Source organism: Pseudomonas sp. Q11, assembly GCF_024494355.1.
Classification (GTDB): domain Bacteria; phylum Pseudomonadota; class Gammaproteobacteria; order Pseudomonadales; family Pseudomonadaceae; genus Aquipseudomonas; species Aquipseudomonas hefeiensis.
The window spans coordinates 183,400-208,579 of sequence record NZ_JAKNQY010000003.1; the positions used below are offsets into that span (position 1 = coordinate 183,400).

Genomic DNA, 25,180 nt, shown 5'->3' on the forward strand with positions numbered 1-25,180 from the left:
CTACCTTCTGGGAGTCTGGTTAGGTCGTCCAGTCACCTGACCGCCGGGAATAAAACGCCGATGGGTCACATTTCCCTCATCAACAATCCACTCAAACACGCCACTAATTCCATTATTACTGCCTTCAATTTGCCTTAGCTCGGAAACTCTTAGTACAACCCCGCCAGCACCCTTGGTTGGTATTTCGAACTTTGCAGCAGCACCAGCGTAATTATCGATAATATCATTGAAGCCGTGCTGTCCATCAGGAAGCTTATTAGCGCTCCCTACCCTTGGCTTTCCTAGAACTGAGTTATCAATCCCTTTGGGACCATCCCCAACAACCCCAACCTTAACCCCGGTTGTACCACCCTTACCCCCAGCCGTCGACGAGAACAAATCCCTATCCGGATTCAACCCATCCGCCGCAAGCTCCGTCAAAAACGCCGCAGCATCGCCTTTATCGGTACGCGTCTTCTCGGTGATACCGGTGTTAATGGCCCGCTCGTTACTTCGAGTAATTTCCCAAAGTGCTGCCGAGCGATCGAACCCGGCGTCTCGGCCGTCATGCAGCAATTTCTCATTGGCCGGAATCTCATCCGCCAGTTGCTTGGTCACTTGCAAGCAGGCCGCCGGGTTAGTCCGGCAGTACTGGCCGAACTCCTTGTTCCGAGTCGCGTCGAGGTTGTTGTAGTACTCCCTGACGGCTTGGCAATCCGCCGGAGAGGCGCAGGTGTTGAGCTTCTGTTCCCTTTCAAACAACTCAGCATGGAATAGGTAGTTAAAGGCGGTCGCTTTCTCGGCGATTTTCGAGCCTGTATTCAGGTCACCATCGACCGCAGACGCGGCCAATAGGCCCGTTAGCTGCGACAGCATCAGCTGCAGATGTTCGTTTCCATCCGCAACTTTGGCCATGCCGGGAATCAGTGCTTCGTTCAAACCAGCGGCGACCGCGCCGGTCTTGAAATCGCTGCCCGTCAGCTCAGCCAGCAAGCCACCCATGATCGCGTGCGCAACAATTTTCTGAGGGCCGCCATCCGGGAACTTGATGGTATCGCCCACCCAGTTGAAACCGGTCGCCATCGCCACATTACCCGCTTCTCCCAGCAGGGCAGCATTGAAATTGCTGCCGAAGCTACCGCCGCCAATCGCGGTGGAAATGCCACTGGAAATGACCGCTCGCCCAGTTGTGCGGATTGTCGTGTCGGTCGCGTTACTCCAACGGAAGATATCCTTGGAGGAATTACCGGCGCTCGTTGCCGAACCTGCCGAACCTGCCGACGGCTCGACGCCTTGCGTGGCCGTGCCAGCGTTGTCGGCGCCGGCAAACCAGTTTTCGTCCGCGTAATCCAAAGCTCCTGCGGTAAAACCGGCTATCGCCGCGCTCTTCAGGCTGTCGGCGCTGACTGTTTCCTTCAGCGCAAGTCCCAGATTGCCTTTGTTATCGATGGTGCTGGTGACCGCCGTGGTGCTCAGGCTGGTGGCGACCGCAAGATTGGCGCCTGACAGTCCGAAGCCGGCCGGCCCCATGATGAACGACATCAAAATCGCGATGGCGATCTTGGCGCCGGCACCCAAACCGGAGTTGTCATATTTGAAACTGTCGTGGATTTCCTTCACCTGGCGCCAGTCAATATCGCCACGCGCCTGGGCCTCTTTCATCCAAGCCAGGTCCGGCTCGGCCTTAACCATTGCATCGATGGTCTGGCTAACGCTCTGCTGATCGACTTGTTTGACATCGATACGCAGCCCATCGACGGCCTTGATAACCAACTTCCCTTGGGCAACCAGAGCGCTCTGGCGCAAGGTTTCGTCGGTCCGCCCCTCGCCTTTCATCTTGTACCAGGCCAGGTCGCTTTTACTCTTGGTATGGCTCTCGTCGTGGAGGTCCTTGACCCCTTCGAAGGTGATGCGCCCACCACTGTCGATGATCAGATCGTTGCCGCTTTGCAGCCTCGCCACTTGATAGGTCTGGTCACCACCGCTGACCAATAGTAGGTCGCCCCCGGTGGCGATTTCGCTTCCGATGTGGGTGAGTTGCGTCACCTCATCACGCCGGGCGGCTTTACTGCCCCAGCTCCCCTTCTTCTTCATGTCATACAGCGAATAATCCCGATTCTGCTCAGCCAGCAGACTCAGTTGTTTCCCCGCCACCAGATAGGCCTCGTTAGCCGCCGCAATCTTGCTCGCGACCATCAACAGGTCATTGCGCGCCGAAACCCTTACATCACCGCCAGCATTGAGGGTGGTTGCCTGCTGCTGGACATGATCTTCTTCCTTGTTGATCTTCTTGCCGCTGCGCTTGTAGCGGTATTCGCTGGAATTCTCGTTCGCCGCCGAGATCAGGGCGACATCGTTACCGCTCAGGTTGATATCGCCTTTGGCTTCGAGGTGGCTGGCGACGACGGTCAGGTTGTTGCCGGCGGTGACGTTCAGGTCGCCACCCGCCTTGACTTCACTGGCGTGCTGAACGGTCTGGCTCTGCTCCCAGAAGTGGCGTTTGTCCTGACGCATAGAGCCGCTTTCTTCGCGAGCCGCGGAGATGACAACGTCTTTGCCCGCACTCAAGTCCGCGTGGTTGCCCGCGGTGATCGCGCCGCCCACGTTGAGCAGATCGCCCGCTGCGCGCATGGTGAGGTTGTTGCCGGCCTCGATGCGCGCGGCGTTGTCGACAACGGAGGTTTTCGAACTGAAGCCCTTGCCGCTGTTCTCGAGGGTGGTGATGGTCCGGTCGTTGCGGATGTCGCCGGTCAAGGTCGAGAGCTCGACGTCCTTGCCTTTGAGGATGCCGCCTTGCATGTTGACCAGGTCTTTGCCCGCGACCAACTTGAGCCGCTCGCCAGCCTCGGCCAGGCGCGTGTTGATTAGGTTGTTCCCGGCCGCCGCCGAGAGGTTCTCGCTGGCACGCAGCGTCCCGGCGTTCTTCAGGTCGGTGCCCGCAATCAGGGTGAGGTTCTTGCCCTGGATCAACGCGCCATCGGCCATTAGCCGGTTGTTGGCCTGGGCCAGGTAAAGCACCGGCACCAGGACATGTTGACCATTGACGACCTGGTCTTCCATCCAGACGATGTCGTGGGTCAGCGCGGCGACTTGTTGCGAAGTCAGGGTCACGCCAACGGCCAGGTTCAGTTGTTCCTTGCTGGCGATGGCGTTGTTCATCAGGTACTTGAACATGCCTTCGTCGGAGGTCTGGCCATCGAGAAAGCGTTGGCCGGTGCGGGCGATCACGGCTTGTTGGATCAGGCGTTGCTCGTACAAGCCATCGCCCAGGCGCTTCCAACTGGTGTCGGGGTCATAACCCAGGTTGCCCAACAGGTAGTCCGAGCTCATGAACTGCTTGAGGTCGGTCAGCGCGGGGTTGGTTTCAATCAGGTATTTCGGGCCGATGATGACCCGGCTGGCGGCCGAACCCTGGACAGTGGCCTGGCTTTGGTCATGACTGTTTTGCGCTGCGGCCGCGCTGTCGACGACACGGAACAAGCCATTTTCGCCCGTCGGCAAGGTGAACCCGGGCATGGTGGTGGGGTTGACTTGTTGTTGGGCCAGGTCAGGCGGCAGCTGCGGGTTGAGCACCACGACCGCTGGCTGTGCGGCGTCGGCTACATCGGTGGCCGCTGACTTGGTCGCTCCAGCCGGCGGCGCCTGGAACTGCACGATGCTGCTGTTCTCCAGCCGCTGTGTAGCCTGGATGCTGATGCTGCCGCCCGATTGAACAACCGCGGGCGCCAGCGATCCCCCTGGCATCACGGTGGTGATGTCGCCTACCTGACGGAAGGAGTTGAGCGCATCTACCGGCACTTGTTTCGGATTGGCCTGGGCGTTGTAGGGGACAATGTATCTGTCGCGGAAACGCTCGTCGGTTCCATCGGTGACCCTGCCGGTGTTCCAGGTCCGCGTCCTGACGCTGGTCCCGGCGGCGGCGCCAGCGTTGGCGAAGTTGTCTGCGGTGATCAGCAGGTCGCCGGCCGAGGCCATCACGCTGTATTGGTTGGTCACCGTGGAGCCGTCGACGGTCAGCTTACCCCCACTCATCAGGGTGGCACTGGCTGAGTCTTCAACCACTACGCTCTGGTAGGTTTCCCTGGCCACATAATCGACGTTGTGATGATCACCGCCGCAGTCATAGCACGTGACGCTGATGGAGCCCGACACCAGCTCATCGGTGGTGGTGAAGACGTCCTTGCGATTGATCAGGGTGTCGCTGCGCAGCGACATGTCCTTGGCCGATTCAAGGGTGCCGGAGATGTTCTCCAGCAGCACGCTGCGAGCGACGCCATCTCGCGCGGTGACATTCAGTGCCCCAAGGCTGTAGACGTCCGCGTGGTCGTTGGTGAAGCGGTTGAAGCGCAGGGCCATGTCCGCACCGCTGAAGATCAGGCCGCGATCGTTACGGGCCTCGTTGGCAACCAGCTCCACGGTGTCGGCACCGCCCAGCGTGCCTGTATTGACCAGGCTCGAGGCGGCCAGGGAGAACTTGCCGCCGCCGGTGATCCGTCCGGCATTGTTCAATGCACCAAGACTGGTGACGGAGGTAACGCCACCGCCAGCCAGGCGCGAGCCGCTGGATAGATCGAGACTGGCCGCACTCAAATCGAATTGACCGACGCTGCTGAGGCGGCTGTTTTCGGTACCGACATAAGCGCCGGTCAACTTCAGATCCAAATCAACGTCGCTGCTGATGGTGCCTGCGTTGTTCCAGGTGCCGCCCGTGGCCTGCAGGTTTTGCACGGCGATCAACTTGCCAGTGCTGGTCTGGTTGAGCTGGCCCACCTTCAGGTTCAGGACATTAGCCTGGATATCCGAGCTGTTGTCCCAACGCGCCGCGTCGACAGTCAGAGTGCCCGAGGTCATCAGGCTGCCGCCGATGTTGCTGAATCTGGCGAGGTCCACACCTAAAGTGCCGGTGCCCACATGACGAATATTGCCGCCAGCATTCTTGAAGCCTGTCATCTGCAAGGACAGGTCCTGGGTGGCCGCCTCAATGACCCCGCCCTGGTTGTCCAGCAGTTGGTCAACCGTTAGCGTCGCGGTCCCCTGCTCACCCACCGAGCGCAACTTGCCGCCCTGGTTATCAACCGACGCGGCATTGATTAGCAAACCGTTGGAACCTTCCACCAGGCCGCGCTGGTTGTTCAGCGCCCCGGTCAAACCGAAATCAACGGTGTTTGCCGCAGCGCGTCCGTCGCTGTTGTCCAGATCCTGGGCACGCACCGTCAGGGCCTGTTTGGCGAGCACTGCACCGTTGCGGTTCTCGAACGTGGCGGTAGTGAGCTCGGCGCTTCCGGACAAGGCCGAGATTTGCCCACCATTGTTGAGCACCGCTTGTTTCGCATCGAGATTGACGGATTGAGCCTGGATCAACCCGGCCTCGCCAGCGGCGGTGAGCGACTCGCCGTTATCCAACACCTTGTTCAACTCAGCTTTCAGCCAACCGCCCACACTCGCAAGAACACCGCCACGGTTATCGAGACTGTTCGCCTCGACATCCACGTTCCCGGCCTGGGTAATGGCGCTGCCATCCCGGTTGACGAAATCCCCGGTGATGTCGACCTTCAGGTCACCCTGGCTGAGCAGGCTGCCTTTGGTGTTATCGAGACCACCGCCGTTGATCGTCAGCCCCTGTTCGGTGCTGATGATCGCCTCATTGTTATTGAACAATTGCTGGTGAGCGGTCAGGCTCATGGCCTTGACCGAGGCGATATAGCCATCGTCGCTGTTGTTGATGCGGTCTGCGGTCAGGGTCAGTTTCCCCTGACTGACCACCTTGCCGTCCTGCTGGTTGAAGCTTTTCAGCGTGGCAACGAAATCACCCTGGCTGGTGATTTGTCCTGCGCTATTTTCAGCGCTACCACCCCCAAGGGTCAGTGCAGCGTAGGACGCAATTTTGCCGCCGCTGTTATCCAGGGTTTTCGCTTCGAGCTTCAGGAAGTTGTTGCTGCTGATAACGCCTGCGCTGTTCTTTAGCGTCCCGGCGATCAGAGTCTGCTCGCCGTCGCTGGCGATGATCCCTTTATCGCGGTTATCCAAGGCTCCAGTGGCCACTGCTTGAATGTTGCCTTGGCTGACCAGCGTGCCGGCGCGGTTGTCGATGTCCCTGCTGTCGAGCGTCAGGCTCTTGCCGGCGGAAAAAGTGCCGCCGCGATTGTCGAGGGTCTGCGTCGTCGTGGCTTTCAAGTCGCGACTGGCGATCACGCTCTGCCCGCGATTGTCGATATTCGCCGCTGTCAGCACCACGTCGCCAACTTGGTTGCGGGTGTTGTCAACGTTGACGCCCGCTTCGATGATGCCGAGATTGTTGAGCTGGCCGTCGGTGGTCAGCGTGACATTGTCGCGCGCGGCGATGGCGTGCTGGTTGCTGAGGGTACCCCGGGTCGTCGCTTGGACATGACTGCCGGCATAGATCGTCCCTTTGGCTTCCAGGCTTTGCGCCTTGATATCGACGGCGCCCGCCGCCGTGGTTTGCGCCAGACTCAAATGACCATTGGCATCAAGCTGGATATCACCGCCACTGGCGACCATCTTGCCATCGAGCTTGACCCCGACCCCGGCTTCCGTACCCACCAGCTTGATCGCCCCTGCGTACATGCCGCCCAGGGCCGAGGAGTCGATCGCCAGTTGCGGTTTGGCGCTGCCGTCGTCGGCGCGGGCGGTGGCGTTTAGGGTGTTGGCGTTGACGTCGTTGCGCCCGGCAATAATCGTCAGATTCTTTGCCTGGATCTCGGCATTGATCTTGGCGCTGCGGGTGATGATCTCGAAACGGTCGACGTTGTTGGCGTTGAGGCCTGCGCCTTCGATCGCAACGCTGCCCTGGTCAACCTGATAGCGACTCAACTGACCGTTTTCGATAATCGGTTTGCCGGTGGTCAGGGTCGCTTTTGGGGTATTGATAAACCCGCAGCCGTTACACGAAATGCCATAAGGGTTGGCGACGATCACATGCGCCGACTGCCCCGCCACTTCGGTGTAACCGCGTAACTGGCTCGGGTTGCCGCCGTTGACTTCGTTGAGGATGATCTTGGCGCCCGCGCCCTTGAGATTCGGGTTGCCGAGGATGATCCCGCCCAGTTGCGTGGATTGGGTGACGTTGGTGGCGTTGTTGAGGATCACGCCGTTGCTGCCGACGTTGTAATCCTTGAACTGGTTGTGGGACAGACCGCTGCCGTTGGGCTTGGCGATGTTGACGATGGGCACGCCGTTGCCCGCCTGACCGAGACTGGTGCCCGGCGCGCTGACTACGATCCCGTCAGCCTGGGCCCACAGCGGCTGCCAGAACATGACGTTGGCCAACAGGAATGCCAGGCCGCGCTTGGGCATGCCCCAGAAGCGCTCGCGGGTTTGCAAGGCAGCAGAAGGCTGGCGGGCCAGAAAGGCGTGTTGGCGGTCGTCCATGATCAGGTCTCGTTGCAGCAGAAATTAGATAGATACATCCACGCGCAAGTAGATCGGCGCTTCGCGCTCGGTCAGGGCATCCGGACGTTCCAGGGAATGGGCAAAGGTGACGCTGGCGCTCAGGTGCTCACCACGGACAAACAACTCCAGCGAATTGCTCGACATGCGCCCGTGCTGGTCGCCGTTGTAGCGATTACCGCGAATCACGCCCTGGTCGTAACCGAGGCTAGTGCCGTATTCGGCGAACACCGGGCGCAGCCACTCCAGCGTCACCGGGCGGCTCCAGCGCAGGTCGTTGCGCCAGTAACCACCACTGTCGCCGGACAGCGTCTGGTCCTTGTAGCCTCGGACCGACGCCAGTCCGCCCAGGCTCATGCGCTGCGAGGCGAATAGCGCATCCTCGCTGCGCTGGCCGGTCATCAGGCTGCTGAAACTGAAGGATTCGCCGCCCAGCATGAAGGGCTGCAAATAGCTGAGGGTGGCGGTGTATTTGCGGTAGCGGGCGTCGGCCTGCCCGGGGCCCGGATCGTCGTCGCCCTGGGCATCGAAAGCGCCGATGCCTTGCTGTACACCCAGGTCCAGGTTGACGAATGCATTGCCGACCCGTCGTCCATGGTTGATGCCGAACTGCGCCTCGCTGATGCGATTGCTGCTGTTACCGAGCTTGCTGTCGTTGACGAAGTTGTTAGTGCGCAGGTACGCCAAGCCGGTGTTGAGCGAAGTCTTGCTCACCGCGTCGCGATGGACCACCCGCTCCAGGCGCACCTGATGGCTCTGACTGTCACCGCTCTGCTTGAAATTGAAGCCGTTGGCCTGGCCCAGGGCGCGGTACTCGCTCTGACTGTAGCTGTAGCTCAGGTTCCACCAGCCAAATGGCAGGTTGTAATAGAGCATGGCATTGCGCGAGGTTTTCTGGTGATCGCTGACGGCATCGTGGCCGCCGCGCAAGGCCAGTTGATCGGCCAGGCCCAGCGGGCTGTCCCAGTCGAAGGAGGTGCCCCATTGCTGTTCGCCGGTGCTCTTCTGGCCATCGTTATGCCGCGCCAGGCCAACGCGCCAAGGCTTTTGCGGGGTGTTTTTGACCAGCACATCACTGCCACCGAGATCCTGTCCCGGCGCCAACTCCATCTGCACGCGATTGGATGGCAAACGGTTCAGTTGGTCGACCATTTGCTCGATATCCCGCAGATTGAGCAAATCGCCCGCCTTGCCGGGAAAGCTCATGGCCAGCTCCCGCTCGGACAGACCACTGCCTTCGGCCCCCTTCAGCCCTTCCAGCCGGCCCTCAACGACCAGCACTTGCAGGTGACCGCTGGACAGGTCCTGTTGTGGCAAATAGGCACGACTGGTGACCAGGCCTTTTTCCAGGTAGTAATCGGTGATGACCTTGAGCAGCTCATTAAGCTGTGGCACGCCCAGGCATTGGTTGATATAGGGCTTGAGCAGTTGTTCGCGCTCACTGGCCGAAAGACTGTCGGCGCCCTTGATTTCGATGGTCTTGATGGGGAAGCAACGGGTATCCACAGGCGCTGTCGGCTGAGTCGGCTTCGTCGCCTTGCCCGGCAATTCCTTGAGTTCTTCCAGACGACGGCGCTGCTCTTCGAGCAAGCGATCCTGGCGCTCACGGATCAGGTCCGTGTCGCCGGGTGTTGGCGCAGCGTAAGCGAGTGTTAGCGGAGAAAGGCACAGCAAAGCCAGGTACGACCTCGCCCAATGGGCGGGTGAGAACATGTTCGATCCCTCGAGCAAGAAGCGACATCCAAAATAGCGCGCGGATGTTAGGTAGCCACTACCCTGGAGTCAAGCAATGGTTTGAGCCGTGGAAATATCGTTAGAACTGCTCACCTGAAATCAGACCTCTCCCGTATCGCCGTACGCAAGACTCCCCCGGGGAACCCAAACCTCTTGCGAAACGGACAGGCAGGAGTGCAGGTAACCAGAAACAAGCCCAACCTTTTTTGACAGCATCACATTTCAACAGGTTAGAATCGCTGGCACGCAGACTGCATGGTCAGTTTGCGCCCGCCCCCACGTTTGCTCGGAGTACTGCCTTTGACCGCGACGACCATCAACAGCCTGTTCTTGATCGGCGCGTTGCTGGTGGGTGCGAGCATTCTGGTGAGTTCCCTTTCGTCCCGCCTGGGCATCCCGATCCTGGTGATCATCCTGGCCGTGGGCATGCTCGCCGGTGTCGACGGCGCTGGGATTCTTTTCGATAACTACGCCACGGCCTATCTGGTCGGCAACCTCGCGCTGGCCGTCATTCTGCTGGACGGTGGCTTGCGCACGCGGGTGTCGAGCTTTCGCGTGGCGTTGTGGCCAGCCTTGTCGCTGGCCACCGTTGGCGTGCTGATCACCACCGGGCTGACCGGCCTGGCGGCGGCGTGGCTGTTCAATCTGAGCCTGATGCAAGGCCTGCTGATCGGTGCCATCGTCGGCTCGACCGATGCCGCGGCGGTGTTTTCGCTGTTGGGCGGCAAGGGCCTGAACGAGCGGGTCAGCGCAACGCTGGAGATCGAGTCCGGCAGTAACGACCCCATGGCGGTGTTCCTGACCGTTACCCTGATCGGCATGCTTGCCAGCGGTGAAACCGGTCTGCATTGGAGCCTGCTGGGGCATTTGCTACGTGAGTTCGGCATCGGCGGGGTGATCGGCCTGGGTGGTGGCTGGCTGATGCTGCAACTGGTCAACCGCATCAACCTGGCCAATGGTCTCTACCCGATCCTCGTCATCAGCGGCGGCTTGGCGGTGTTCGCCCTGACCAACGCCCTGCACGGCAGCGGCTTCCTGGCGGTCTACCTGTGCGGCCTGGTGATCGGCAACCGACCGGTGCGCAGCCGTCACGGCATCCTGCACATGCTCGATGGCATGGCCTGGCTCGCGCAGATCGGCATGTTCCTGGTGCTGGGGCTGCTGGTCACGCCCCATGACCTGCTACCGATCGCCCTGCCCGCCCTGGGCCTGGCCCTGTGGATGATTTTGTTTGCGCGCCCTCTCTCGGTGATGGTGGGGCTGTTGCCGTTCAAGGCGTTCCATGGCCGCGAGAAAGTGTTCATTTCCTGGGTCGGCCTACGCGGCGCGGTGCCGATCATCCTGGCAGTGTTCCCGTTGATGGCCGGCCTGCCCAACGCCCAGCTCTACTTCAACCTGGCGTTCTTTATCGTGCTGGTGTCGTTGCTGGTGCAGGGTACAAGCCTGCCGTGGGTAGCCAAATTGTTGCACGTCACCGTCCCGCCAGAACCCCTGCCGATTTCCCGGGCAGCGCTGGAGGTCCACGTCACCAGCGAGTGGGAACTGTTCATCTATCGCCTCGGCGCGGAGAAATGGTGCATCGGGTCACCCCTGCGGGATCTGAAAATGCCCGACGGCACACGGATCGCAGCCCTGTTCCGTGGTCAGCAACTGCTCCATCCGTCGGGTAGTACGGTGCTCGAAGTCGGTGATTTACTCTGTGTTATCGGCCATGAACACGATTTGCCGGCCCTTGGAAAACTGTTCAGCCAGGCCCCGCAACGAGGCCTGGATCTGCGTTTCTTCGGTGACTTCGTACTCGAAGGAGACGCCCAGCTGGCCGCGGTTGCGGCCCTGTACGGGTTGAAGCTGGACGGCATCGATCCAGACATGTCCCTGGGCCGCTTCATCGCCCAGAAAGTTGGCGGCGCGCCAGTGGTCGGCGACCAGGTGGAATGGAACAACACCCTGTGGACTGTCGCGGTCATGGACGGGAACAAGATTGGCAAAGTGGGCGTCAGATTCCCCGAAGGAAGTCGCCCGGGTCCCGGCTTGTTCCTCTAAACTGCTCCCACTTTCACTTGCTCGACCGGTCTCTATGCCTACCCTGCGCTCCTTTTTCACCATTGCCCTGCTGGACCTGAGTCTTTCCGTCTGCCCGCTGCAAGCCGCCGAACCGCTCACCAGCGCTTCGGTACAGGCCAGCCTGGACAAGATCGCTGATCGCAAACTGCCGGAAGCCGAACAAAAGGCCTTGCAGGAGGTGCTGCAAAAGACCCTGGCCCAGCTCACCAGCAAGGCCGAATACGAGCAGAAGCTGGTCGACCTCAAGCAGCAACTGGCCAGCGCGCCCAAGCAGAACATTGAGAACCAGCGCGAACTGGCCCGGCTCAAGAGTACCCCCGTGGTGCCCGTGGCGCAGCGTTACGCCAACCTGCCGGTTCCCCAGCTCGAACAGATGCTGACGGACCGGTCCACCCAGCAGAGTGACCTGCAAAAAGCCCTGGCCGATGCCAACAGCCTGATCATCACCGCCCAGACCCGCCCCGAGCGCGCCCAGGCCGAAATCGCCAGCAGCCAGACCCGCATCCAGCAGATCAACACCATCCTCAAGACGGGCAAGGACGCCGGAAAAACCCTGAACGGCGAACAGCGCGACCAGCTCAACGCCGAACTGGCGGCACTTAATGCGCTTATTCCCCTGCGTCGCCAGGAACTGGCCGGCAACAGTCAACTGCAAGACCTGGGCAACAGCGAGCACGACTTGCTGACGGAAAAGATCGACCGCATGGAGCAGGAAATCCAGGACCTGCAAACGCTGATCAACCAGAAGCGCCTGGCCCAGTCCCAGGAAACGGTGACCCAGCAATCCATCGAAGCCCAAAAGGCCGGCGGCAGCAGCCTGCTGGCGACCGAAAGCGCGGCCAACCTCAAGCTTTCCGATTACCTGCTCAAAAGCACCGACCGTCTCAATGAGGTCACCCAGCAGAACCTGCAGACCAAGCAACTGCTGGACAGCGTCACCCAGACCGATGCGGCCCTGGACGAGCAAATCAGCGTGCTCAAGGGCAGCCTGCTGCTGTCCAAGATTCTCTACAAACAGCGCCAGACCCTGCCGCGCCTGGAACTGGACAAGAATCTGGCGGACCAGATCGCCGACATCCGCCTGTACCAGTTCGAAGTCAGTCAGCAACGCGAGCTGCTGAACAACCCAAGCGCCTATGTCGACAATCTGCTGGCGTCACAGCCTGCCGAGCAAGTCACGCCACAACTGCGCAAGACCCTGCTGGAGCTGGCCCTTACCCGGGTTGACCTGCTGGAGCGCCTGAATCGCGAATTGAGCGCGGTGCTGAACGAATCCATCACCTTGCAGCTCAACCAGAAGCAACTGCTCAGTACCGCCCAAAACTTGCGGGCGACCCTCGAAGAACAAATGTTCTGGATTCCCAGCAACAAGCCGCTGGATTTCGAATGGATGCGGGGCGTGCCGGCTCGCCTGGAAAAACAGGTCGACTCGCTACCCTGGGCCTCGAGTCTCAGTGAGCTGACGGACGGCCTGACCCAGCGACCGCTGCTGTTCCTGCCCCTGGCGCTGCTCATCGGTGCGTTGCTGTGGCGGCGCAAGAGTCTGTATGCCCGGCTGAACAAGGTTCACCAGGACGTCGGCCACTTCAAGCGCGACAGTCAGTGGCACACGCCCCAGGCGATCCTGATCAACATCCTGCTGGCGATGCCGGTAGCCCTGACGCTGGCCCTGTGCGGCTATGCCCTGCAGATCGACGCCCGGGGCCAGAACGCCAACCTCGGCGCGGCGCTGCTGCAGATCGGCCAGGCCTGGCTGGTGTTCTACACCGCCTATAGAGTGCTGGCACCCGGGGGCGTGGCCGAATTGCATTTCCGTTGGGAAAAGCCCCAGGTCGAATTTCTCCAGGGCTGGATCCGCCGACTCGGGCTGGTGGTACTGGCGCTGGTCGCGGTGGTGGCCGTGGCCGAATTGCAACCCTCGGCCCTGGCCGACGACGTATTGGGCATGCCGGTGGTGCTGACCTGCTACGCCTTGATGGCGTGGTTGCTCAGTCGCCTGCTGCTCAGCAGCCCGACGCACCAGAATACTTCGCTGTTCCGCAAGGCCGTCGGGGTAATGTTCACCGCGCTGCCTATCGCGCTGTTCGTGGCGGTGTGCTTCGGCTACTACTACACCGCGCTCAAACTCAGCGACCGACTGATCAATACCCTGTACCTGCTGATGTTCTGGCTGGTGATCGAGGCCACTTTCGTGCGTGGCCTGTCGGTCGCGGCGCGCCGCCTGGCCTACCAGCGCGCCCTGGCCAAGCGTCAGGCGACCAAGGAAGCCGGTGATGGCGAAGCAGTGGTCGAGGAGCCGACCCTGGACATCGAAAAGGTCAACGAACAGTCCCTGCGCCTGATCCGCCTGGCCCTGCTGGGTGGCTTCATCGCCGCGCTGTACTGGGTCTGGTCGGACCTGATCAGCGTGTTCTCGTACCTGGACAACATCACCCTCTACGAGTACACCAGCGGCACCGGCGCCAACATGAGCATGGTGCCCATCAGCATCGGCGATATGCTCGGCGCGCTGATCATCATCGGCATCACCTTTGCCCTGGCGCGTAACCTGCCGGGCCTGCTGGAAGTGTTCGTGCTGTCAAAACTGGACCTGGCCCAGGGCAGCGCCTATGCCGCCACCACGCTGCTGTCCTATGTGATCGCCGGCGTCGGCTTCGTCACCACACTGTCCACCCTGGGCGTGAGCTGGGACAAGCTGCAATGGCTGGTGGCCGCGCTATCGGTTGGCCTGGGCTTCGGCATGCAAGAGATCTTCGCCAACTTCATCTCCGGGATCATGATCCTGTTCGAGCGCCCGGTACGGATCGGCGACACCATCACCATCGGCAACCTGTCGGGCACGGTCAGCAAGATCCGCATCCGCGCCACCACCATCACCGACTTCGACCGCAAGGACATCATCGTCCCCAACAAGACCTTCATCACCGGGCAGTTGATCAACTGGTCGCTGACCGACACCGTCACGCGGGTGACCCTCAAGCTGGGTGTCGACTACGGATCAGACCTGGATCTGGTCAAGGAACTGCTGCTCAAGGCCGCCCGTGAGAACCCGCGCGTGCTGAAAGAACCAGAACCACTCGTGTACTTCCTCAACTTCGGGGAGAGTACCCTGGACCATGAGCTGCGCATGCACGTGCGCGACCTGGGTGACCGCAATCCTGTGCTGGACGAGATCAACCGGTTCATCAGTCGCGAATTCAAGAAGCAGAACATCAGCATTGCGTTCCGGCAGGTAGAAGTCTCCTTGAAAAATCTTCAAGGCCTGGAATACAAACTGACACCTGTCTTGCCTGAAAACAAAACAGCGACGCCCGAGCCTCCCCTCGCGCCAGGGCCCAAGTCCTTGCCAGAGCCGCCGGCAGCCACACTCGACTGATCGCGCGATGCCTGCGGGCACCGCGCCGGAGACGGCCATGAAAACCCTGGAAACCTTGACCTTCGATAACCGCTTCGCTCGCCTGGGCGACGGTTTCTCGGCTCATGTACTGCCCGAGCCCATCGACAACCCCCGACTGGTCGTGGCCAGCCCACAAGCCATGGCCTTGCTGGACCTGGATCCGGCGCAAGCCGAGACACCGCTGTTTGCCGAAATTTTTGGCGGCCACAAGCTGTGGGCTGAAACCGAGCCCCGGGCGATGGTGTATTCAGGGCACCAGTTCGGCCATTACAACCCACAACTAGGGGATGGCCGCGGGCTGCTATTGGGGGAGGTATACAACGAGGCCGGGGAACACTGGGACCTGCACCTCAAGGGTGCCGGCCAGACTCCGTTCTCACGCATGGGCGATGGGCGAGCGGTATTGCGCTCCTCGATCCGCGAGTTCCTCGCGTCCGAAGCGCTGCATGCCCTGGGCATACCCACCACGCGCGCCTTGTGCGTGATCGGCTCCGACACCCCGGTGTGGCGCGAGAAGCAGGAACGCGCCGCCATGGTGCTGCGTATGGCGCCGAGCCATGTGCGCTTCGGGCATTTCGAATACTTCTACTACACCAAGAAGCCCGAGTTGCATGCCACCCTCGCGGAACATGTGCTGAACATGCACTTTGCCGAGTGTCGCGAACAACCGGAGCCATACCTGGCGATGTTCCGCGAAATCGTCGAGCGCAACGCCGAGCTGATCGCCAAATGGCAAGCCTACGGTTTCTGCCACGGCGTGATGAACACCGACAACATGTCGATCCTGGGCATCACTTTCGACTTCGGCCCGTTCGCCTTCCTCGACGACTTCGACGCCAACTTCATCTGCAACCACTCCGACGACCAGGGCCGTTACTCGTTCAGCAACCAGGTGCCGATCGGCCAATGGAACCTCAGCGCCCTGGCCCAGGCCCTGACGCCGTTCATCAGCGTCGAGGCCCTGCGTGAAACCCTCGGTTTGTATTTGCCGCTGTACCAGGCCCACTACCTGGACCTGATGCGCCGCCGCCTCGGATTGACCCGCGCCGAGGAGGATGACCAGAAACTGCTGGAGCGCTTGCTGCAATTGATGCAAAACAGCGGCGTCGACTACAGCCTGTTCTTTCGCCGGCTAGGCGATCAATCCCCCGAGCAGGCCGTCACCGCCCTGCGCGACGACTTCGTCGACCTCAAGGGCTTCGACGCCTGGGGCGAACTTTACGTTGCCCGCGTCAACCGCGACGGCGCTGTCGATCAAGACCAGCGCCGCGCCCGCATGCACGCGGTGAACCCGCTGTATGTGCTGCGCAACTACCTGGCGCAGAAAGCCATCGACGCCGCCGAGTCAGGCGACTACGAAGAAGTCCGCCGCCTGCACACCGTGCTGACCAGGCCGTTCGAAGAGCAACCGGGCATGGACAGCTACGCGCAACGTCCGCCGGAGTGGGGCAAACATCTGGAGATCAGTTGCTCGTCGTAAAGGCTTCAGTCTTGCGAGGGCAAGACATGTGGGAGCAAGGCTTGCCCGCGATGAAAGCAACTCGGTCTTCCTCAAAAACCGAGGAGCCTGTATCGCGAGCAAGCTTTGCCCCCACAGCGAACCGTTAAATGAAGGTTTCAACCGATACGCCGAAGCGCCCCGCCAACCAGCGGATCTGCCTCAAATTGAGCTGGCGCTTGCCGCTCAATACCTCCGATACCACCGACTGGGTGCCGACGCCCGGCAAGTCGCTCTGGCTCATGCCATGCTCGCGCATCAGGTAGCGAAGTGTCTCGACGCCGCTGGCCTTGGGCATTGGCCGATGTTGGTGATCCCAGGCCTCGATCCATTCGCCGATGATGTCCACCAGGCTCATAAGGGGATGGGCTTCGTCTTCACCAATCAATTCCAGCAATTCATCGAGAGCTGCGATCAACCGGTCGTAGTCCTCCTCGCTCCTGGGTTTGCGCAGCAGGGGCGACACAAACTCCCAATGGGCGGCGACTTGTTCGATTAGCGGACTCATCTTTTTCTCATCTCATTTTGCTATAGACGAGTTAAACACAGATTGAATTTATCGCAAAATGCGATAATCCCAACAAGAGAAATGAAACCAGGCGCAGCTTTTGTGGCGATGGGATTTATCCCCGTTGGGCTGCGATAGCAGCCCTGAGATAAGCCACTTTTTGGGGCCGCGGCGCAACCCAGCGGGGCGGTGCGACGTTTCGATAAATCCCCTCGCCACAGGTTTCTAACTGGCTTTGAGTGATTCATCATCAGCACAAACCGGGCTACCTGCTCACCCCACCTTATCGTTCCCTTGCTCAGGCGTCTCGATGCCCGGTTCAGCCTCGTCACTCTCCGCTTCGCCAGCCGGTTTTTCCGGTGGTTTTTTCTCGAAGTACCCAGGCATGCCGCGGGCGTCTTCGGGAGTCAGTTCATCTCGTTCGTGGCGACGGTCGATGGCGTAGGACGGGGCGGCGTTCGGGTCTTCGTCGCGACCGGCGGTGCCGAGCACGAAGCCGTCGTCGTTGGGGTTGGTTGGTGCCTGGGGGGTAGTTGGGTCTTGAGGATTGCTCATGGGGCCTCCTGGGTTACGAACAGGTGCTGTGTGTGTTTTGAGGGCGTGGGGCGTTTTCAGTGCGGCGCACCTGATGAATGGCAACCTTGGATACCTTTGCCCCCGGAAGGAAGGTCGGTAAAAAGCCTGTGGGAGCCAAGCTTGCTCGCGATGAAGGCACCTCGTTCCACCAGAAGACCGCGTTATCGTTCATCGCGAGCAAGCTCAGCTCCCATAGAAGCATGCTCACGCATGGATTCCTGCCCTATGCCATATCACTCTGGCTGAATTCTTCGGCCAGAAAGTCAATCAACGTACGCACCGACGGCAGCAACCCGCGGCGTGAGGCGAAGATCGCATGGACGATCCCGCACTTGGGCGTCCAGCCCGCTACCAATTCCACCAGCCGTCCAGCCGCCAGGTCCTCGCGCACCACCACGGCGGGCAGATGTGCGATGCCGATACCCGCCAGTACAGCGTGACGCAGGGCCAGCAGGTCATCGGTGACCATGCGCGGTTCATGGCGGATCAGCGCGCTGGTACCGTCCGGCCCGAACAATTCCCACTGGTATTCGCGCTGCGCTGCCCCCCAGTGCACGCTCGGTAAACCGTGGAGGTCCGCCGGTGAAGCGGGTGAGGACAGGCGTTCGCAGTAGGCCGGGCTCCCCACCAGGCACTGGGTGCTGTTGCCCAGTACTTTCATGACCATGTCGGTGTTTTCCAGGGGCGGAAAGCGGACCCGCAACGCGATATCGAAACCCTCATGGATCAGGTCGACCCGGCGGTTGGTGCTCTCGATGAACAACTCCACCCGTGGGTACTTGAGCATGTAGCGGGTCAGCATCGGCCCGACCCAACTGTTGAGCAGCGCCGTCGGGCAACTGATACGCACCAACCCCTGGGGCTCGGAACGGTTGCGCTCGATCACTTCGGCCGCGCTCTCGGCCTCGACCCGCATCGCCAGGCAGCGCTGGTAATAAGCCTGGCCGATCTCCGTCAACGAGCAATGACGACTGGTGCGATGGATCAACCGCACCCCAAGGCGCTCTTCCAGTTGGGCAATACGCCGGCTGAGCTTCGATTTGGGCATGTCCAGCGCCCGGCCGGCGGCGGCGAAACCGCCGTGCTCGACCACTTGGGTGAAGTAGTAAAGCGTATTGAGGTCTTCGATGATCGTTCTCCAAATAGAACGCTAAGGCTGATTTTCACAGTCTAGCGCATCAAAGGTGCCAGTTTTAATCTAGGTCCATCGCTTAGCAACACACCAACACTGAAAACTTTAACCACGCCGAACCGTTCGGCAGCCAAAACCCAGAGGACTGACGCCATGACCACTTCCTACAACCGTCTCGACAAAGATAACGCCGCCGTTCTGCTGGTGGACCACCAGGCTGGCTTGCTGTCGCTGGTGCGTGACATCGACCCGGACCGCTTCAAGAACAACGTGCTGGCCCTGGCCGACCTGGCCAAATACTTCGAATTGCCGACCATCCTCACCACCAGTTTCGAAACAGGCCCCAACGGCCCGTTGATGCCCGAGCTCAAAACCCTGTTCCCGGACGCGCCGTACATCGCTCGTCCCGGCCAGATCAACGCCTGGGACAACGAAGATTTCGTCAAGGCGATCAAGGCCACCGGCAAGAAGCAACTGATCATCGCCGGCGTCGTCACTGAAGTCTGTGTAGCCTTCCCGGCGCTGTCGGCCCTGGCCGAAGGTTTCGAGGTGTTCGTGGTCACCGATGCTTCTGGCACATTCAACGAGCTGACCCGCCAATCGGCCTGGGATCGCATGTCTTCCTCGGGTGCGCAGTTGATGACCTGGTTCGGTCTGGCCTGCGAACTGCACCGCGATTGGCGCAACGATGTGGAAGGGCTGGCGACTTTGTTCTCCAACCACATCCCGGACTACCGCAACCTGATGACCAGCTACAACACGCTGACCAACGCTAAATAACAGGCAATTCGTAGTCCCTGTGGGAGCGAGCCTGCTCGCGATGACGGCAGGACAGTCAATGACGTATTGACTGTCAGGCCGCAATCGCGAGCAGGCTCGCTCCCACAAGTGTTTGCGGTGTGCTCTACACGGTGGTCAAATCTTTACCAATGATCTTTTCTGGAGTTGTCCCAATGCTGATCCCCTGCCCCCACTGCAACGGACTCAACCGCATCCCCGCCGAACGCCTGGGTGATGAGCCCAAGTGCGGGCGTTGCAAGGCCCAGGTGCTGTTGAGCAAACCGTTCGAACTCAAGCAAGGCGACTACGCCAGCCAGATCAAGGGTGACCTGCCGTTGCTGGTGGATGTGTGGGCCGAGTGGTGCGGGCCGTGCAAGTCCTTCGCGCCCGTGTTCGAACAGGCCGCCACGCAACTGGTGGGTAAATGCCGGCTGGCCAAGCTCGACAGCGAAGCCAATCAGCAATTATCCGCGCAGTTGGGGATCCGCTCGATTCCCAGCCTGATCCTGTTCAAGGACGGCCGGGAAGTGGCGCGCCAGAGCGGGGCGCTGCCGTTGCCGCAGTTGATGAGTTGGCTGCGTAGCCAAGGGATTTGAAGCCGTGAGATAAATGTGGGAGCGGGCTTTGTGGGAGCAAAGCTTGCTCGCGATCCAGGCGCTGCGGTCCTCAAGAGACCGCGGCGTTTTCATCGCGGGCAAGCCTTGCTCCCACCCAGTTGCTCCCACATGGGTTTTGCATAGGCCAGAATCAGGCGCTTTCCAGCAGGCTATGCAACTCCACAAACTGCTGGGTCAGCTTGTGCCGCGGGTCCAGATGGATCAGCGGCAGGCTCGCCTGATGGGATTCACGCATGCGCACCGAGCTGCTCAGGTATACCGGCAATACCGGCAAGCCTTCGGCAATGAGTTCGTCAAGGATCTGCTGCGGCAGGCTGGCCCGCGCCTGGAACTGATTGACGACGATGCCTTCGACTTCGAGCCCTTCGTTGTGGTCGTCCTTGAGCTCTTCTATTTCCGCCAACAGACCGTACAACGCCTGACGTGAAAAGCTGTCGCAATCGAAGGGAATCAGCACACGATCAGCGGCGATCAGTGCCGAAACCGCATAGAAGTTCAAGGCGGGCGGGGTATCCAGATAGATCCGGTCGTAATCCTCGCCCAGTTCTTCGAGCAGTTTGCGCAGTTTGTTGATCTTGTGTTTCGCCTCAAGCTTGGGTTGCAGATCCGTCAGCTCGGCGGTGGCGGTGATGACGTGCAGGTTGTCGAATGGCGTTTCGTAGATATCCACCTTGTTCTTTTTCGAGAAAGGCCCGGACGACAGGGTTTGCTTGAAGAAATCGGCGATACCCATGGGAATGTCGTCGCCGGTAAGGCCCGTCAGGTATTGAGTGGAATTGGCCTGGGCATCCAGGTCCACCAACAACGTGCGATACCCCTCGCTGGCACTGACCGCCGCCAGATTGCAGGCGATGCTGGACTTGCCCACGCCACCTTTCTGATTGAACACCACGCGCCGCATGTCAAAACCTCCGTGTATCAAAGATTCCCGAGTGTAGTAGTCCCCGATACCGCTTCGCTACCTTCAGTGTTGCTGAACTACGACGTCGGTGGCTTTTTCGAACAATGAAGCGTCAGCTCACACCGCGAACGACAGAAATGCCCTACAGACATGCTCGTCATAATCGCGACAATGGCTCTTGTCTGCGCCTCGGCGAACTGACCGGTACATTTCGCTGAGCAAAATGTAACCAGCATTTGCTACAAGCCAACCGCACCGGGATAATGCGCGCCACTTGGGTCGCAAGACCATGCAGGGTTGGACGCGGGTCAAGCCACTGAACCGTGACAATAAAAGCCCGCAGGGGTGGGGTGTATTTGTGATCAACTTCAACATCGCCCAATGGCGCGCGTGGGCCCCTGGGCTCGAAAGCGTGGACGACTGGCAGGCGTGGAGCCGACAGCCGGTCGTGTTGCCCGCCAGCGATGCAGCCCCTGACGTTTCGTTTCTGCCGGCCATGCAGCGCCGACGCCTCAGTCGCCTGGCGCGGATGGCCTTCAGCGTCGGCTGGCCACTGGCCGAAGGCCGGCCGAACCTGCCGTTGGTCTTTATTTCCCGCCACGGCGAAACCCCACGCACTTTTGAGATTCTCAAGGACCTGGCCGCCAACCAACCGTTATCGCCCACTCAATTCAGCCTGTCGGTGCATAACGCCGTGATCGGCCTGTGGTCGATCCTGCGCGGCGAAACCAGCGAAATGACCGCCCTGGCGGCCACCGGCGACGGGCTGGAACACGGGATCCTGGAGGCTGTTGCGCTGCTGAACGAGGGTGCGGCGGCGGTGCTGCTGGTGATTACCGAAGAGCAGCCGCCCCAGGTGTACGCCCCCTGGGTCAACGATGTGCCCTTCCCCTATGCCATGGGCCTGCTGTTGACTCCAGGCGACGATTGGCAACTGGACCTGTCCAGCCAGGCCGGGCAAATACCCGCCAGCGACTGGCCCCATGCCCTGGATCTGTTGCGTACCCTGCTGAACAACGAAACCACCTGCCAACATGCCTGGAAAAATCGTGTATGGACCTGGCAACGCAACCGGTGAACGGTAAACATCGCGACGCCTACTACTGGCGCCTGTTCGCGACCGCGGCAAGCTTCGTCCTGTTCGGGCTGGGCGGGCTGTGCCTGCGATTGCTGGTGTTTCCATTGCTGACCTGGCTGCCCGGCGACGCCCAGGCCCACCGCCTGCGGGCCCGTCGTACCGTGGGGCGATTGTTCTGGTTCTTTATCCGTTTCATGGCGCGCACCGGCGTGCTCACCTACCAGATCGACGGCGCGGAGAAACTCGGTCGACCCGGGCAAATGATCATCGCCAACCATCCGTCGCTGATCGACGTGGTGTTCCTGATCGGCCTGGTGCGCGACGCCAACTGCGTGGTCAAGCAGAGCCTGTGGAAAAACCCCTTCACCCGCGGCCCGCTGCGCTCGACTCAATACATCAGCAACGACGGCAGCATGGACATGCTCGATGCCGCCAGCGATGCCCTGCAGGATGGCCAGAGCCTGATCGTGTTCCCCGAAGGCACCCGCACTCAGCCAGGCCAGCCGCCGGCCTTTCATCGGGGCGCAGCGGCCATCGCCCTGCGAGGTGCGAAAATCCTCACTCCGGTGACCATCAAGGTCTGCCCCACTACCTTGACCAAGGCCGAACCCTGGTATCGCATCCCCGAACGTCGCGTGCACTTCAGTTTTCACGTGGGGGCCGATATAGATCCACAGGCCTTCGCCGCGCTCGGCCCCCCGCCGCAGGCTTCGCGCAGGCTCAACGATTTTCTGCATCACTATTACATCAAGGAGCTCGCCGAAGATGAGCGATCTGCACCGTGACATCAAACAGCTGATCATCGACGCCCTCGGCCTGGAGGACATCAGCACCGAAGACATCGGCGATCATCAGACCCTGTTTGGCGAAGGCCTGGGCCTGGACTCGGTGGATGCCCTGGAGCTTGGCCTGGCGATCCAGAAACAGTACGGCATCAAGATCGATGCCGACGCCAAGGACACCCGCAACCATTTCAGCAATGTGGCAAGCCTTGCGGCCTTCGTCACTGCAAAACGCCCCTGAGACCGGACCATGCAAACTCGTGACGACATTTTCAACACCCTGCGCGATGCCCTGGTCGAGCTTTTCGAGTTGGACCCTGAGCGCGTGACGCTGGAGTCGAACCTGTACCAGGACCTGGAAATCGACAGCATCGACGCGGTCGACCTGATCGACCACATCAAGCGCCAGACCGGCAAGAAAATCGCCGCCGAAGAATTCAAGTCGGTGCGCACCGTCAACGACGTGGTCGAGGCGGTCTATCGACTGGTTCAACCGGCCGCATGACCCGGCTGATTGGCCTCGGCCTGCTGCTGGTGGGCCTGTTGTACCCCTTTGCGGTGTATTTCGGCATGGAGCATTTCGCCCCGTGGCAGTTCGGCTTGCTGCTGGGTAGCCTGTGGCTGGCCCGGGCCTTGCTCGGCAAAGGCAGGCCTGGCAGCCGCTGGATGGCAGCTACGGCGATTGGCTTCAGCGCATTGCTCGCGCTGTTCGACAGCCCGCTCCTGCTGCGCTGGTATCCGGTGCTGATCAGCGCCTTCATGCTCGGGCTGTTCGCCCTGAGCCTGAAATACGGTCCGCCGATGGTCGAACGCCTGGCGCGCCTGCGCGAACCGCAGCTACCGGCCAGGGCGGTGGTGTATACCCGCCAGGTCACGGTGGTCTGGAGTGTATTTTTCCTGTGTAACGGCTTGCTCGCCGCCGCCCTGACCCTCTGGGCGCCGTTGAGCTGGTGGATGTTGTACACCGGCCTGATTTCCTACGGATTGATGGGGCTGCTGTTTGCCATTGAATGGCTTATACGACAACGGGTAAGAGGCCGCCCATGAATTGGATAACACTTGAGCAGATGTTGCTCAGAGCCCAGCCGGAACGTGCTCTGGCCGTCAACCCGGCCCTGAGTCACTCGCAGCTGCGGGACGCGGCGCTGAGCCTGGCCGCCGGTCTGCAGACTCGAGGCGTACGACGGGTGGCGGTGCACCTGGAAGATGCCGCCGACCTGGCGGTGGCTCTGCTCGGCGCCTGGCGTGCCGGGGCCAGCGTCCTGCTCCCGGCCGACCTGCAAGCCCAGACCCGCCAGCGCTGGTCGCCGGACGTTGACCTGTGGTTGACCGATGAGCCCACGGACATCCGTCCCGATGACCTGCGACAAGCCCCCCTGGAGGCCGCTGAACTGGACCTCGATCAGTGCAAACTAAGCCTGTGCACCTCCGGGTCAAGCGGCGAGCCCAAGCGCATCGAGAAAACCCTGCGTCAGTTGAGTAACGAAGTCCAGGCTCTGGAACAATTGTGGGGCGCCGACCTGGGCCCGGCCTGCATGATCGGCAGCGTCGCCACCCAGCATATCTACGGCCTGCTGTTCCGGGTCCTATGGCCGCTGTGCGCCGGGCGTACCTTCGTGCGTCGGCAACTGGCTTTTCCGGAAGATCTGCAACGCGCCAGCCGCCAATACCCGGCTTTTGCCTGGGTCGCCAGCCCGGCTTTGCTCAAGCGCATGGGCGACAATCTCGACTGGCCGGCATTGAGCGGCGTACGCCGGGTATTTTCCTCCGGTGGTGCCTTGCCGACCGAGGCCGCCCAAAGCCTGCACCAGCGACTGGCGCAATGGCCAACGGAGATCTTCGGCAGTTCGGAAACCGGCGGCATCGCCTGGCGTCAGGGCGGCGGATTATGGCAGCCCTTTGCCGATGTAGAGCTGAGCCAGGACAGCGACGGCGCCTTGCTGGTCGCCTCGCCCTATCTGCCGGCCGGCCACGTGGAACATACCGCCGACGCGGCGCGGATCGCCGAGGATGGCCGCTTTGAACTGCTCGGACGACTGGACCGCATCGTCAAGCTGGAAGAAAAACGCATCTCACTGCCCATGCTGGAACAGGCGTTGGTGGCCCACGACTGGGTCAGCGAAGCACGGCTGGGGGTGATCCAGGAAAATCGCGCCTCACTCGGGGCGCTGCTGGTGCTGAGCGAAAGCGGCCTGCACGCCTTGCGTAACCTGGGCCGACGCGCCGTGACCGACACCTTGCGTCGTCACTTGAGCGAACACTGCGAAACGCTCGCCTTGCCTCGGCGCTGGCGCTGGCTGCGGCAGTTGCCGCTCAACGCCCAAGGCAAACTGCCCCAGGCCGCGGTCGAAGCCCTGCTGATGGCTGCGCGCCCCAAAGCCCCGCAAGTGCTCGAACAAATCGAAACCGACGGACAATGGAGCCTGCAACTGGTGGTGCCTCCAGACCTGGCTTATTTCAGCGGCCACTTTCCCACCGCACCGGTACTGCCCGGTGTGGTACAGGTCGATTGGGCCTTGAGCCTGGGCCGACAACTGATGGACTTGCCGCCACGGTTCGTTGGCATGGAAGTGCTGAAATTCCAGCAACTGGTGCGCCCCGGCGATGAAATCCAACTGCACCTGCGCTTCGACCGCGAACGCGGCAAGCTGTACTTCGCTTATCGCAATGACACGGCGGCCTGTTCGAGTGGGCGGATCGTCCTGGGGGTGGCCAATGACTGATTGC

Annotated in this window: 17 protein-coding genes; 11 read left to right on the plus strand and 6 right to left on the minus strand. The window is 61.0% G+C overall.

Annotated elements, in window-relative coordinates; translation table 11 throughout:
- Both MA884_RS05005 and MA884_RS05010 read right to left on the minus strand, forming a co-directional pair.
- On the minus strand, positions 1-7,368 hold the full coding sequence (locus tag MA884_RS05005) for a DUF637 domain-containing protein (RefSeq protein ID WP_256229344.1): 7,368 nt from the start codon (positions 7,366-7,368) through the stop codon (positions 1-3).
- Between the two features lie 24 nt (positions 7,369-7,392).
- Positions 7,393-9,099: a ShlB/FhaC/HecB family hemolysin secretion/activation protein gene (locus tag MA884_RS05010; protein WP_256229345.1), complete on the minus strand. Its 1,707-nt coding sequence runs from the start codon at positions 9,097-9,099 to the stop codon at positions 7,393-7,395.
- Positions 9,100-9,420: 321 nt separating this feature from the next.
- Between MA884_RS05010 and MA884_RS05015 the strand changes: the two genes are divergently transcribed.
- From MA884_RS05015 to selO, 3 genes are read left to right on the plus strand one after another with little or no spacing between them, the layout of a single operon-like run.
- Positions 9,421-11,163 (plus strand): potassium/proton antiporter, encoded by a 1,743-nt coding sequence (locus MA884_RS05015; RefSeq protein ID WP_256229346.1) that lies wholly within the window; start codon positions 9,421-9,423, stop codon positions 11,161-11,163.
- A gap of 34 nt (positions 11,164-11,197) precedes the next feature.
- Positions 11,198-14,560: a mechanosensitive channel MscK gene (gene mscK / locus MA884_RS05020; protein ID WP_256229347.1), complete on the plus strand. Its 3,363-nt coding sequence runs from the start codon at positions 11,198-11,200 to the stop codon at positions 14,558-14,560.
- A 37-nt stretch (positions 14,561-14,597) separates the two neighbouring features.
- Positions 14,598-16,061: a protein adenylyltransferase SelO gene (gene selO / locus MA884_RS05025; protein ID WP_256229348.1), complete on the plus strand. Its 1,464-nt coding sequence runs from the start codon at positions 14,598-14,600 to the stop codon at positions 16,059-16,061.
- Between the two features lie 124 nt (positions 16,062-16,185).
- On the opposite strand, the gene MA884_RS05030 is transcribed toward selO, so the two are convergent.
- The 3 genes from MA884_RS05030 to MA884_RS05040 form a co-directional block, all read right to left on the minus strand.
- Positions 16,186-16,587, minus strand: coding sequence for a type II toxin-antitoxin system HigA family antitoxin (locus MA884_RS05030; protein ID WP_256229349.1), 402 nt, complete (start codon positions 16,585-16,587; stop codon positions 16,186-16,188).
- 273 nt (positions 16,588-16,860) lie between these two features.
- On the minus strand, positions 16,861-17,142 hold the full coding sequence (locus tag MA884_RS05035; RefSeq protein ID WP_256229350.1) for a hypothetical protein: 282 nt from the start codon (positions 17,140-17,142) through the stop codon (positions 16,861-16,863).
- A 244-nt stretch (positions 17,143-17,386) separates the two neighbouring features.
- Complete coding sequence (locus tag MA884_RS05040) at positions 17,387-18,292, minus strand: LysR family transcriptional regulator (protein WP_256229488.1); 906 nt, start codon at positions 18,290-18,292, stop codon at positions 17,387-17,389.
- Between the two features lie 156 nt (positions 18,293-18,448).
- Here MA884_RS05040 and ycaC point away from each other — a divergent pair, with 156 nt between their 5' ends.
- Together ycaC and trxC are read left to right on the plus strand one after the other, a co-directional pair.
- The gene (gene ycaC, locus MA884_RS05045; RefSeq protein ID WP_256229351.1) at positions 18,449-19,075 is read left to right on the plus strand and encodes an isochorismate family cysteine hydrolase YcaC; all 627 of its coding nucleotides are present in this window, start codon (positions 18,449-18,451) and stop codon (positions 19,073-19,075) included.
- Positions 19,076-19,248: 173 nt separating this feature from the next.
- Entirely contained in the window at positions 19,249-19,671 is a 423-nt protein-coding gene (gene trxC, locus MA884_RS05050; protein ID WP_256229352.1) for a thioredoxin TrxC, read from the plus strand.
- Between the two features lie 151 nt (positions 19,672-19,822).
- Here the strand turns inward: trxC and MA884_RS05055 are convergent, their stop codons facing one another.
- Complete coding sequence (locus tag MA884_RS05055) at positions 19,823-20,593, minus strand: ParA family protein (protein ID WP_256229353.1); 771 nt, start codon at positions 20,591-20,593, stop codon at positions 19,823-19,825.
- A 358-nt stretch (positions 20,594-20,951) separates the two neighbouring features.
- Between MA884_RS05055 and MA884_RS05060 the strand changes: the two genes are divergently transcribed.
- From MA884_RS05060 to MA884_RS05085, 6 genes are read left to right on the plus strand one after another with little or no spacing between them, the layout of a single operon-like run.
- Positions 20,952-21,671: a beta-ketoacyl synthase chain length factor gene (locus MA884_RS05060; RefSeq protein ID WP_256229489.1), complete on the plus strand. Its 720-nt coding sequence runs from the start codon at positions 20,952-20,954 to the stop codon at positions 21,669-21,671.
- Entirely contained in the window at positions 21,647-22,456 is an 810-nt protein-coding gene (locus MA884_RS05065) for a 1-acyl-sn-glycerol-3-phosphate acyltransferase (RefSeq protein ID WP_256229354.1), read from the plus strand. The genes MA884_RS05060 and MA884_RS05065 overlap by 25 nt, the downstream gene beginning before the upstream one ends.
- Positions 22,437-22,694, plus strand: coding sequence for a phosphopantetheine-binding protein (locus MA884_RS05070; protein WP_256229355.1), 258 nt, complete (start codon positions 22,437-22,439; stop codon positions 22,692-22,694). Before MA884_RS05065 ends, MA884_RS05070 begins: the two co-directional genes overlap by 20 nt.
- 9 nt (positions 22,695-22,703) lie before the next feature.
- Positions 22,704-22,958, plus strand: coding sequence for an acyl carrier protein (locus MA884_RS05075; protein ID WP_030140951.1), 255 nt, complete (start codon positions 22,704-22,706; stop codon positions 22,956-22,958).
- Entirely contained in the window at positions 22,955-23,500 is a 546-nt protein-coding gene (locus MA884_RS05080) for a hypothetical protein (RefSeq protein ID WP_256229356.1), read from the plus strand. The genes MA884_RS05075 and MA884_RS05080 overlap by 4 nt, the downstream gene beginning before the upstream one ends.
- A complete protein-coding gene (locus MA884_RS05085; RefSeq protein ID WP_256229357.1) occupies positions 23,497-25,176 on the plus strand; it encodes an AMP-binding protein in 1,680 nt (559 codons plus the stop codon). The genes MA884_RS05080 and MA884_RS05085 overlap by 4 nt, the downstream gene beginning before the upstream one ends.
- Positions 25,177-25,180 lie beyond the last annotated feature (4 nt).